This window comes from Corynebacterium sp. KPL4072 (assembly GCF_037908395.1).
Lineage (GTDB): Bacteria > Actinomycetota > Actinomycetes > Mycobacteriales > Mycobacteriaceae > Corynebacterium > Corynebacterium kefirresidentii.
On sequence record NZ_JBBMGE010000002.1, the window covers coordinates 354,397 to 366,247 of the forward strand.

General features: G+C 56.4%; 8 protein-coding genes and 1 pseudogene. 6 read left to right on the top strand and 3 right to left on the bottom strand.

Annotated features, from left to right (window positions below):
• Nucleotides 1–20 precede the first annotated feature (20 nt).
• From WMP97_RS03600 to WMP97_RS03610, 3 genes and pseudogenes are all read left to right on the top strand, one after another.
• The gene (locus WMP97_RS03600) at nucleotides 21–1,343 is read left to right on the top strand and encodes an ABC transporter substrate-binding protein (protein WP_049359450.1); all 1,323 of its coding nucleotides are present in this window, start codon (nucleotides 21–23) and stop codon (nucleotides 1,341–1,343) included.
• 47 nt (nucleotides 1,344–1,390) lie between these two features.
• Nucleotides 1,391–2,512 (top strand): ABC transporter ATP-binding protein, encoded by a 1,122-nt coding sequence (locus WMP97_RS03605; RefSeq protein ID WP_248099711.1) that lies wholly within the window; start codon nucleotides 1,391–1,393, stop codon nucleotides 2,510–2,512.
• Nucleotides 2,513–2,737: 225 nt separating this feature from the next.
• Nucleotides 2,738–4,132, top strand: a pseudogene (locus WMP97_RS03610) (GntP family permease).
• 8 nt (nucleotides 4,133–4,140) lie between these two features.
• Here WMP97_RS03610 and WMP97_RS03615 read toward each other — a convergent pair.
• The 3 genes from WMP97_RS03615 to uriT form a co-directional block, all read right to left on the bottom strand.
• Nucleotides 4,141–4,650, bottom strand: coding sequence for a gluconokinase (locus tag WMP97_RS03615; protein ID WP_200288118.1), 510 nt, complete (start codon nucleotides 4,648–4,650; stop codon nucleotides 4,141–4,143).
• Between the two features lie 352 nt (nucleotides 4,651–5,002).
• Nucleotides 5,003–5,944, bottom strand: a complete 942-nt coding sequence (uriH, locus tag WMP97_RS03620; RefSeq protein WP_340439823.1) for a uridine-preferring nucleoside hydrolase UriH — start codon at nucleotides 5,942–5,944, stop codon at nucleotides 5,003–5,005.
• A 9-nt stretch (nucleotides 5,945–5,953) separates the two neighbouring features.
• The gene (uriT, locus tag WMP97_RS03625) at nucleotides 5,954–7,402 is read right to left on the bottom strand and encodes a uridine transporter UriT (protein WP_445293077.1); all 1,449 of its coding nucleotides are present in this window, start codon (nucleotides 7,400–7,402) and stop codon (nucleotides 5,954–5,956) included.
• A 1,017-nt stretch (nucleotides 7,403–8,419) separates the two neighbouring features.
• Here uriT and WMP97_RS03630 point away from each other — a divergent pair.
• The 3 genes from WMP97_RS03630 to WMP97_RS03640 all read left to right on the top strand — a co-directional run bounded on the left by WMP97_RS03630 (nucleotide 8,420) and on the right by WMP97_RS03640 (nucleotide 11,788).
• Nucleotides 8,420–9,235: a hypothetical protein gene (locus tag WMP97_RS03630; RefSeq protein ID WP_340439824.1), complete on the top strand. Its 816-nt coding sequence runs from the start codon at nucleotides 8,420–8,422 to the stop codon at nucleotides 9,233–9,235.
• Nucleotides 9,236–9,310: 75 nt separating this feature from the next.
• Nucleotides 9,311–10,861 carry an alkaline phosphatase D family protein gene (locus WMP97_RS03635; RefSeq protein WP_340439826.1) on the top strand — a complete coding sequence of 517 codons (1,551 nt, stop codon included), beginning with the start codon at nucleotides 9,311–9,313 and terminating at the stop codon, nucleotides 10,859–10,861.
• A 21-nt stretch (nucleotides 10,862–10,882) separates the two neighbouring features.
• Complete coding sequence (locus WMP97_RS03640) at nucleotides 10,883–11,788, top strand: polysaccharide lyase family protein (protein WP_340439827.1); 906 nt, start codon at nucleotides 10,883–10,885, stop codon at nucleotides 11,786–11,788.
• Nucleotides 11,789–11,851: the final 63 nt, after the last annotated feature.

Below are 11,851 nucleotides of genomic sequence, written 5' to 3' on the forward strand. Positions count from 1 at the left end.
AGGGTTTTCAGGAGAACTACATGCTACGCCGCACATTCCTCGCCCTTGCTACCACAGCCGCATCTGCCACCACTCTCGCCGCTTGCGCCGGCACCTCTTCTACTAACCCACAAGGCGGTAAAGACAAAGGCGGCGATGGTGAAGTCACCGAACTGACCTGGTGGTCCAACCACCCGGGCACGTCTAAGGACATTGAGAAGGAAATCATCTCCCGCTTTGAAAAGGAGAATCCTGATATCAAGGTCAACCTCGTTGATGCCGGCAAGAACTACGAAGAGGCTGCACAGAAATTCAACGCCGCGCTCACCGGCCAAGATCTACCGGACATCGTGGTGCTTTCCGACGTCTGGTGGTACAACTTTGCCATCAACGGCCAGATCGCCAACGTGGATGACCTGGCGAAAGAAGCCGGCATCGACCTGTCTACCTATGTGCAGCCACTCTACGAGGATTACAACTACGACGGCGGCCACTTTGCGCTTCCTTTCGCTCGTTCCACGCCGTTGTTCTACTACAACAAGGACGCGTGGAAGAAGGCCGGTCTGCCAGACCGCGGTCCGAAATCCTGGGATGAGATGGACGAGTGGTCCAAGAAGCTCGCCGCGGCCGATTCCAAGATGAAGCCATTTGGCTGGGGCGACGCCGTGGACTACCTGGGCTGGATTTTCCAGGGCCCACTGTGGTCCAAGGGCGGTGCCTACTCCGATGAGTGGGACTTGAAGTTCACCGATGACAAGACCATCAAGGCCGTCGAGTGGCTCAAAGACATCACCGATGAAAAGAAGGGCTACTCCTACGTGGGCAATGACATGGCCATGGAGTTCGGCACCGGCCGCGCAGCCGCGACTGTGCTGTCCACCGGTGACCTGGCAGGCCTGACCGATACCGCTAAATTCGAGCTCGGTACTGCATTCCTGCCTAACCCTACTGGCGATGGCGCCTGCCCTACCGGTGGTGCTGGCCTTGCCATCCCAGCTGGCATCAGCAAGAACCGCCAGTTGGCTGCAATTAAGCTCATCGACTTCATCACCAATGAGGAAAACACCTGCTACTGGTCCCAGAACGTGGGCTATATGCCGGTGCGCTCCACCGCGGTAGACAACAAGGACCAGAAGAAGTTCATGGAAGAAAACCCGAACTTCGAAACCGCCATCAAGCAACTTCCGGAGACTCGCCCGCAGGATAATGCCCGTGTCTTCCTGCCCGGCGCGGACCAGGAGATTGGTGGTGCTTTCGAAAAGATTGTCACCAACCGCGATGACGTCACCAAGGTGCTTACAGACCTGCAAAAGACCCTGCAGTCCATTTATGACAACCAGGTCAAGACCGTCATCAATAAGTAGGCTCCCCCAGGCGCCCTCCTCCCCTCACTACATTCTGAAAGGTAACCATGGCTACTGTCACCTTCGATGGCGCAAGCCGCATCTACTCCAAGGATGCTAAACGCCCCGCCGTTGACCGCCTCAACCTCGATATTGCTGATGGCGAATTCTTGGTCCTTGTCGGCCCCTCCGGCTGCGGTAAGTCCACCAGCCTGCGCATGCTCGCCGGCCTCGAACCCACCGACCGCGGCTCCATTCGCATCGGCGGTAAGGACGTCACCGGCGTGAGCCCCTCGGACCGCGACGTAGCCATGGTCTTTCAAAACTATGCGCTCTACCCCAATATGTCCGTAGCGCAGAATATGTCTTTCGCACTGGAAAACCGCAAGGTCCCTAAAAGCGAGATTAAGTCTCGCGTGCAAGAGGCCGCGAAAATCCTGCAGATGGAAGATCTGCTGGACCGCAAGCCCGCCAATCTTTCCGGCGGCCAGCGCCAGCGCGTGGCCATGGGACGCGCCATCGTGCGTGAGCCGGCCGTATTCTGCATGGACGAGCCCTTGTCCAACTTGGATGCCAAACTGCGCGTATCCACCCGCGCGCAGATCTCTAACCTGCAGCGCCGTCTTGGCACCACCACCGTCTACGTCACCCATGACCAGACGGAGGCGATGACCATGGGTGACCGCGTCGCAGTTCTCAACGCCGGCGTCCTACAGCAGGTGGATACCACCCGTACCATTTATGACCGCCCGCAGAACGTCTTTGTCGCCGGTTTCATTGGCTCCCCGGCGATGAATATCTACGACCTATCCCATAACTCCTCGGAGCTGCGTATCGGCTCTACCCGCATCAACTTGGCCAATTACAACTTCGATGGCGTTGAGACTGTCACCGTGGGCATCCGCCCTGAAGACTGGCAGTTAAGCGATACCGGCAACGGTGGGGCAAAGTTTACTGTCGCGCATATCGAGGAACTGGGTAACCAGACCTACGTTTATGGCGACCTTAACGGCGCCGCGGGCAGCAGCTCCGCCGATGGCATCCTTAAGTCCTCTACCCGCATGGGCGGTCAGACAGGAATCCTAGTCAATGCCCGCAGCCGATATGCGGTGGGCGATACTTTCTATGTTTCTCCCAGCCCAGACCATGTGCATCTGTTCAGCACCACCACTGGTGAACGTCTAAACTAAATGCCGCCGTCAGTTAAAATCCGTTTTCCTGCCACGTAAACCCGCAGGATGCAGTATCCAACACTAAACCCTGGGGCCAGTTCATTGGCTCCCAGGGAATTTTTATATGCCAACCCCAGCAGGGGTGTCGGGTTGGTCGCATTTAGGGGAAGGGGGCGTCGGTAAGCAGAGCTGCTGCTAACGTTGCCGTTATTCAAAGGTTTGCATTAGAAAAGGAGTCCGCCCATGGATACGTGGGAACCCACCCTGTCGACCGGCCCGCTGCTGGGCATTGCGGTGGCCGCCATCGCCGTAATTTAGGTGTTGGTCATCTATTTCAAGCTTCACGCCTTCCTCACACTATTGGTGGTCTCGGCACTCACTGCGCTGGCTGCGGGCATTCCCCTCGACGGAATCGTGCCCACCATGACAGAGAGCTTTAGCTCCACCCTAGGGTCGGTGGCACTGCTCGTCGGCTTGGGCGCCATGATCGGCCGACTGGTGGAGGCTTCCGGTGGCGCTAAATCGCTTGCCGACGCCATGGTCCGCCGCTTCGGCGAATCCAAAGCACCCCTAGCACTCGGCCTAGCGTCGCTCATTATGGGCTTTCCCATTTTCTTCGATGCCGGCCTGATTGTGATGCTGCCGGTTATCTTCGCCGTCGCTCGCCGCTTGAATGGCCCTGTCCTTGCCTTCGGTCTGCCGGCAGCTGGCGCATTCTCGGTCATGCACGTCTACCTGCCGCCGCACCCGGGCCCTGTTGCAGCCAGCGAATTCTACGGCGCCGATATGGGTCTCGTTCTTTTAGTCGGACTCATCCTAGCCCTGCCCACCTGGTATATCTCCGGCTACCGCTTTGGACTGCTCTCCGGTAAGAAATTCCCCATCAAGGTAACCGATGCCATCGCCGGTCCCCTCCTCACGGAGGACGAGCAACCTCACAAGCCTGCCTCTGCCGCCACGGTGATTTCCATCCTGCTCATCCCGATGGTACTCATCTTCTTTAACACCGGTCTCAATGCTTTGGCGTCCTATGGCACCATCGACGCCGACGCCGCGTGGGTACGGTTCTTTGTCATGCTGGGCCAGACCCCCATTGCCCTGCTGATTACCCTCCTCGTCGCGCTCGTGGTCTTGGGCCTGCGCCGTGGCGTAGAAAAGACCGCGTTGGAAAAGCTTGTCGATTCCTCCCTCGGCCCCATCTGCTCGGTCGTGCTTATCACCGGTGCCGGCGGCATGTTCGGTGGTGTGTTGCGTACCTCCGGGATTGGCGATGCGCTTGCTGATTCCCTTTCCGGCCTCGGCATCCCCGTCATCCTGGCCTGCTACCTCATCGCCGTGGCCCTGCGCCTGGCCCAAGGCTCGGCGACCGTTGCGCTAACTACGGCTGCCGCCCTCATGGCCCCAGCCGTAGAAGCTGGTGGCTTCAACGAGCTCCAGCTCGCTCTTATCGTTGTTGCAACCGCCGCCGGTTCCGTCTTCGGCTCCCATGTCAATGACTCCGGCTTCTGGCTCGTCGGCCGTCTCATGGGCATGGACACCATGACCACGCTTAAGACCTGGACTGTCAACCAGGTGCTCATCTCCGTTATCGGCTTCGCCCTAGTCCTGGTCATGTACGGCGCCGCAGCCGCCTTCTAGCGCCAGCTTTAAGTACCCGCTTTAATCCATGCTGCGGCATCGCCCGCAATTTCCGACGCCGGCCGTGTCACATCAAAGACCCGGCCGGTTTCGTCATCTTCCAGCGGCTCCAAGGTATCGAATTGCGATTGCAAAAGCGATGCCGGCATAAAGTGCCCCGGCCGATGCTGCATGCGTTCATACAGCACATCAAAATCCCCGTGCACGTGGACAAACACCACGCCCGGGCAATACTCGCGAATCAGATCCCGGTATTTCCGCTTCAACGCACTACACCCCACCATCGCACCATCCGGCCTATCCGCCAACCACTGACCAATCTGCTTCAGCCACGGTTCCCGGTCCGCATCATCGAGCGGTATCCCCGCCGCCATCTTGTCGATATTGGCCTGCGGGTGCATATCATCGCCATCGCGATACTCCAGCCCAACCAGCGGCGAGAGCGCCTCCCCCACCGTTGTCTTGCCCGAGCCTGATACTCCCATGACAACGACGTGGCGGAAACTGTGCTGCTTCATGGTGGCTCCTAGGGTTGGGGTTTTACCTTCGAGTTTAGGCTGAACCCCAGCGCTGACCTATTTTGCGCCGTTCTCATCCCTGGCACAACCGGTGCGATCTGTGTCATTGCGACCAAGGCCTAGATGTTTGGACGAAGCACATCAAGGTAACCACGAATCTCGGCAGAAATAACTTCCACCAGAAAATTAAGGATGGCTCAATAGCTGAATTGGTTCAGCGACTACATGATTTCGCATAAATCATCCGTTGGGAGCCTCTGCCAAGGAAAGCAGCCACGCTATGGCCCCCCAACTGAGGGTTAAGGGGCGATAACGTGGCTGAAAGTTGGCTGGCTCGCGGGGTGAAGGTGGCCTAGGCGAGGTTTTTGAGGGCGTCGGTAACCAGGCACCAGAAACCGGCGTGGTCGAGGGTGGTGGCGACTTGGGTGTGGCAGGAGGCGTCGGCAGGCTCGCGGAGATCGGTGACAGTCATACCAGTGGTAAGGGCGCCGGCAAGCTCGACGTGGACAGGTGCCTTGCGGGTCTGGACGATGTCCGGATCGATGAGATAGGCGATGGTGCACGGGTCGTGGACCGGCGGGTTATCAAAGCCTTGGTTGGCCTGGTAGGCCTTGCGGAAGAAGCCGAAAAGGCCGACGACGAACTCCGAGACTGGGGTCTCCAAAGCCTTGATTTCGGCTTCCACCTCCGGCGTGGCTAGCGCCTGGTGCGTGAGGTCGAGGCCCACCATGGTTACAGGCCAAGGCTCTTCAAAGACGATGTGGGCGGCCTCGGGATCGATCTTGATATTGAACTCGGCGACTGGGGACCAATTGCCCTCGTGGTAGCCGCCGCCCATGAGGACTACTTCCTTGACACACTCGACGATGCGCGGCTCCTTGCGCGCGGCCATCGCAATATTAGTTAGCGGCCCAGTAGGCACGAGGGTGATGGTGCCGGGCTCGTGGGACATGATGGTGTCGATGATGAAGTCGATGGCGTGGGCGTCGGCAAGCGCGGTGCTTGGTTCCGGAAGTTGGACACCTTCCACGTCCATGCCGGTGGAGCCGTGGATGGCCTCGGCAACCTCGACGGGGCGCACGAGTGGGCGGTCGCAGCCGGCATAAACGGGAATCTCCGGGTGACCAGCGATTTCCTTGACCACCAGGGCATTATGGGAGACCTTATCCAAGGTCTGGTTGCCGCCCACGGTGGTAATGCCCAGCAGCTCGATGGTGGGGTTGCCCATGGCTAGAAGCAGGGCCACCGCGTCATCGTGGCCGGGGTCGCAGTCCAGAATGGTTTTTCGCGTCATGCCACGAGCCTACTTTCGGGCGTTGACGGCCGCCACGGTGTCATCGATGGACTCCGGTCGCGGAATGCGGAAGGACAAAGCTAGGGCTGCAAGCAGAATGATGACGCCGGCAATCATGCCCGCGCGGTAACCATGCTCGAAAGACCCGGAAACCGCGAACAGCACTGCAAAGGACAAGCCCGCGCCTAGGTTGAAGGCGCCGGCGTTCATGCCGGGCAGGTAGCCCTGGTTATCGGCCGGCGAGAGCACAATTCCTAAGCCATTGAGCATGATATTGGCAATGCCCGCGTAGGTCACGCCCAAGAAAATAGAGACGAGAAGCAGGGTCCACGCGTTCGGGGCACCAACCACGAAGATAGAAATAATCAGGCCGACAACGGTACCGATGAGGCCGGTTTGCAAGACGTATTTATAGCCCAACTTGGAGGCCATCCAGCCGGCAATCGGGCCGAAGACCAAGCCGGCGAGGGCGTATGGGGTGAGCGTGACCCAAGAAATGGCGCTGGCAGAAATTCCGGCGCCGGCATCTGCATCCTGGCCAAGGTTAGGGATAAGGCCATTCATCACGGCAAAGACACCGGTCATGGTGAGCAGCGTGGTAGAAAGCAGTGCCCACGTGCGGCGTTGTTTGAGGTAGGCCACCGGTACGAGCGGATCGGCGACCTTCTTCTCCACATTCCAGAAGGCCCAGAAGCCGGCGGCACCGATGAGGAGAAGGATGATGACGAGGAACCAATTGGCCTCAGCAAGCTTGCCGGCTTCGTTGAACGCAGTGAGAACGCAACCCAGCGCCACCGCCAGAGGTAGAACTCCTGCCCAATCCATGCGCGGGGTTTCAGTGGCCGTGGACTCCTTGGTAAATACCTGCACCGCTACTACTGCAATGACGCACAGAACTGCCATGGTCCAAAAGACCGAGCGGTAGCCGAAGTTGCCTGCCAGCCAGCCGCCGGCCAGCGCATCCACGCCGGCAATACCACCGTTTACCGAGGTCACAATGCCCAGCAACAGGGCGTACTGCTGTTCATTGAGCACTTGCTGGCGCAGCATAATCAGGCACAGTGGGACCGTAGGCCCTGCCACGCCTTGAATGATGCGGCCGATAAGCAGCACAGCGACGTTCGGTGCAATGGCTGATACCACGCAGCCCAGCGCAGCTACCGCCATCATGCCAACGAGGACCTTCCTGCGTCCGATGAGGTCACCCCAGCGCGGCAGGAACAGTGAGAACAATGCTGCGGCCGTAAAGAATGCCGTTTGCGTCAGGCCGATCTGCGCGGTGGTAGCTCCCAGCTCATCTTCCATCGTCGCCAAGGCTGGCGAGAGCATCGACGCATTGAGCTGGAAAGCGAACACCGCCGTAAGCAGTGCGAACATCAACGGGATATAGGAGCTGGGCTGGAGCTTTGGGGGCTCGGAGGAGTTGGGAAATTCTGAACTGTCAGTCGAGTTCTTCATGCAATGAAATTTTACAAGGGACTCAAAATCTTGAAATCATTGGTAAGCCCCCACGTTTCAGCTCGGGTAGAAACTCTATTTTCCAGGCCCAGACGTTCGGGATTCTAGAACTGTAAAAATAGTCGTGCCCTGATAGTTACTCAGGGTTGTCCTTGTTACCGAGCGCCCTCCTTTTCAACAGATTCTCCACCGCCGGAATTTCATGTCAAACTCAGCAGATCGTAAAACCCGCTCCCAAACTATTTGGGATGCGACAATTGTCTGGAACCCACAAACACCAATCCAGAAGATATTCCCAATCGCCAATTCGAGGTTAGAACCATTCTTAGGTGTAGGGTTTTTTGGCCTAGGAGTAATCCTGATGGGCCTTATTTGTGCTCACCTTCTGTCACTTTCCCCCTTTAAAATCTATTCTTCGTCGGAAAACCCGCTCAGCCTATCCACGGTCATAACTATTACGACAGTTTTAGCTGGTATTTATCTCTATTTGGAAAGGCCGGAGGCGGAGAAACACTACAGCCACGAACACCGCGAATTAGTCAACTTGGGCTTAGGCCTCACACTCTTTACCGTGTTTACTCTGAGCTCCGCATATTCAATGCTCCCAGCAATTAATAGCAGTCGATGCGCAGAAGATCCTTCCTTGCTATTGCATTGCTTTGCAGTAGGAGAGTTTTGGATAGAGCTAACTTCAGCAACAACACTCGTTCATTTGCTCATGCTGTCCGTTTTATTAATAGGTGGCATGCTTCTACATCAACTACGGCTCCCATGGGGGTTAGCAAGAAGAGACCGGATAATGGGAAATGCTCGCGCCATTCAAGATTCGCTTGCGAGGCTTGCGGCACAGCGCTCCTCAAAGGTGATCAACGCTCAAGATGAAGTTTCTCTCTGGTCTGCAACCAACCCTCGCAAACAAAAATTGAAGCTGTACGGACGCGAGACAAAAATATGCACTGCCCACGCCACGTTTCTAGGCGTAAGTAAAACAGCGCTCTTATGTCTACTATATTTTACATGGCAGACAGACTTTACCTGGTATCGCCTTCTAAGCAGTCTAATCTTGACTTCGATTTCAAGCCTGCTTTTGGTCATATCCCTTTACATAGTCCACTCAAGAAAGTTGAATACCAAAAGCTCAGTTCAAATGTGACTGCTTACCTGTTTGGCTTTTTGTCTATTTATTTCATTTTGCTGTTCAATTTTATTTTAGCGGCTAAACTCGTTTCCTTCTTGCCCTTGATCATATCCCCCATTTTCGCCGTAGGGTATGCGTACTGGTGGCACCGCTCCACCAGAAAAGTTCTTAATAAAACTAGTAAACCGACTCGAAAAGACCCCTATAAAACCTGCGCCGAAACCCCCTCACTAAGCATTACCGGAATTCAAGAGGTTCTGGATCACCAAGAAGGGGACTATTTTCAAAAGTTCCTTTCTTCATTTTCATTAGCAAGCGAATTCTACGATCGTATATACTTTTCAACGGATACTTGGTACCTTCTTCCTGACTACGCAACTACGCTGCCTGAGACAGCAAAAACGTCAGAAGGCGCATCCTCGCATATGCCCAAGTCGTCAATAGGCAGACAGCTCAGCAAGTACAGTTGTAGAACAATTATCTCTACAGATTTAGCGATAAAGTCTTTTGAATCCGGCGTACGCTTGATTCGACTTATCGAAGGTGGCCTCAAGTTACGCTCCAATCAGAAAGACTATGATGTAGCCACCCAAGGGGAACTTGTAGCTATTGATAAGACAATAGTCCCTTCCATTAACACTAGGTCGTATTCAACATCCAAGACTCTATTCAATTTCAACGACCACTGCAGTTAAGTCTGATTTAACCAGCGATTCACCGCGGCTGCTTAGGCTGAAAAAGTTCCTTTTAAACCTTTTGTGGAGCTTTGTATGTCTGATTCAAATAGTCGTTCTTCTTTTAATCGTCGTAACTTCCTGCAGATTGCAGGTGTGTCGGCCGCGGCGGTGGCTGCGGGTATTAATGCACCAGCAAAGGCGGGTGCGCAGTCGAGCCTAAGCTCATGGGGATCGTCACGAGGTGGGGATCTGCCGCAGGATTCGGAGCTTTTTGGCTTGGGCGTAGCGGCGGGTACGCCGCGGCATGATTCCATGATCCTGTGGACCCGCTTGGCCCCGGAACCGCTGGCTGAGGATGGTCACGGCGGCATGACCGGCGGCGATGTCCGCGTGGGTTGGGAAGTTGCGAAGGATGAGGGGTTTGGGGACGTCGTCAAGCAGGGCGAGGCCTTAGCCCAACGCGAGCTGGCACACTCGGTACATCCGCAGGTCACTGGACTGGAGCCGGCAACTGAGTATTTTTATCGCTTCCGCGTGGATGGCAAGGTAAGCCCAGTAGGTCGGTTTAAAACTCTGCCCGCACCCGGCGCGAAGGTGGATGATTTCACCTTCACAGTGGCTTCGTGTCAGGCGTGGTATCACGGCTATTTCACCCCGTGGAAGCATATTGCGCAGGAGCCGGATCTGGATATGACCATTTTCGTGGGCGACTATATCTACGAATACGGCATTGTGGAAGGCAATAATTTGTGGCGCCAGGGCGCAAGCGTGCCCGATGTTTTCAAGGCAAAGGTGGAGACTCTGGAGCAATATCGCCTGCGCTACTCGCTCTTCAAATCTGATGAGCACCTGCAGGCCGCGCATGCGCGCGCTGCGATGGCGATTGTGTGGGATGACCACGAGGTTGAAAACAACTACGCCGGCAATTGGTCCGAGATTGGCACCAAGGCCGAGCACTTCCTCTACCAGCGCGCAGCTGCCTACCGTGCTTTTTATGAGAATCTTCCGGTGGCCCCGCCCGCGCTTCCCGAAGGCCCCAATAACCGCATTTATGATTCCTTCGACGTGGGCACGCTAATGCGTTTCAACCTGGTCGATACCCGCCAATACCGCGAGGAATCCGCGGAGGATGCCAGCATCTTGGGCGCGGAACAGGAGCAGTGGCTCAACGATAAGCTCGCTACCTCTGCGGCACAGTGGAACGTGGTGGTCAATAGCGTGGTCGTCGTACCAATCGCCGATAGCACCGACCAATGGGACGGCTTCCCAACAGCGCGCCGCCGCCTTATCGAGTCCCTATCTAAGGTAAGCGATCCCGTTGTCTTTACCGGCGATATTCACCAACACTGCGCTGCCGAGATTCAATCCGAATCGGGCCAGCCCGTCGGCGTGGAATTGGTCGCCACCTCCATTGCTTCCGATGGCGATGGCTTTGCCGGTTCCAAGAGCACCGAGTGGTTGGAAAAGCCATATGTGAAGGCCATGGATAAGCGCCGTGGCTACATCAAAGTGCACGCTACCCGCGAGCACCTCGATTCCGAATTCGTCGTCGTGCCCTGGATTGAGCGCGATGATACCGCCCCGCGCGAGACTGCTTTCTCCTTCCGTACCAATGCCGGCGAGCACACGCTGCGCTCCCTCTAAACCCCGAAAGGACAATTCATCATGGGACTTTTTAGCTCGCTTTCCTCTTCTTCCTCTCGCCACGGTTCTTCCCGCAAACATTCCTCTGACCAAGGGGCCTCTACCCCAGCTCCTACCGCGAGTGCTGCTCCACCGGCCGTAGCTAACATTCAGGCAGAACCGCAGCTCATGGAAAATTACGTCACTTGGGAGCCTGTTTCCTGGGACGTCGTCTTGGATCACTACCGTGTCATCGGCACCGATCCCAATGGTGTAGACGTGCTGTTGGGCAAGACCATCTTCCCCTTTTTCCACCACTCCCGGCGCGACGTCGCCGGTGAAAAGTGGTCCTACTGCGTCAAGGTAGTAGATGCTTCCGGTACCGAGTCCGCTCCTTCTGGCAAGGCAACGTCTACCTCCCTGCCTTCGGTCACTGCTGGCCAAGCGCTAGCCACGATTGGTTCCTTTGATCGAAAAGGCACAGAGTTCCAGTACTCGCCAAAGGACTACAAGAAGATCGTCACTGCGCACCCAGACCAGACGATCACCGTTGGACCGGATGCTACGCCTGCCGACGTCCCTTATCTCCTCCCCGGTCCCGGCGATAAATGGGCCGGCAGCAAATCCTACACGCTGAAGTGGACGGTGAAATTGGATAAGCCTGCCTCAAAGGCGGCACTGGCACTGTGGCTCATTGATACCACCAAGCTCGGCGGTGTTCTCGATATCACGGTTAATGATTTTCATAAACAAATAGAGCTCCCGCAAGGCGCAACGCAAGGTTCGCGCCAAGGCGATGCCAGCGGGGAACCGACCCCGCTGCGACCGGCAGCAATCGAGTTTGCTCTCGCCGAAGATACCCTGAAGGAAGGAGAGAACCAGCTCGTCTTCACCCTCCGCGAAGGAGGCTGGCTGGCATGGGATGCACTGGGGATTTTTGCTGGGTAACACCATGCAAGCGGTGCTTTGCCTAGAAACGGGAAATTGTTCACCGATTCCTGATGTACGGTA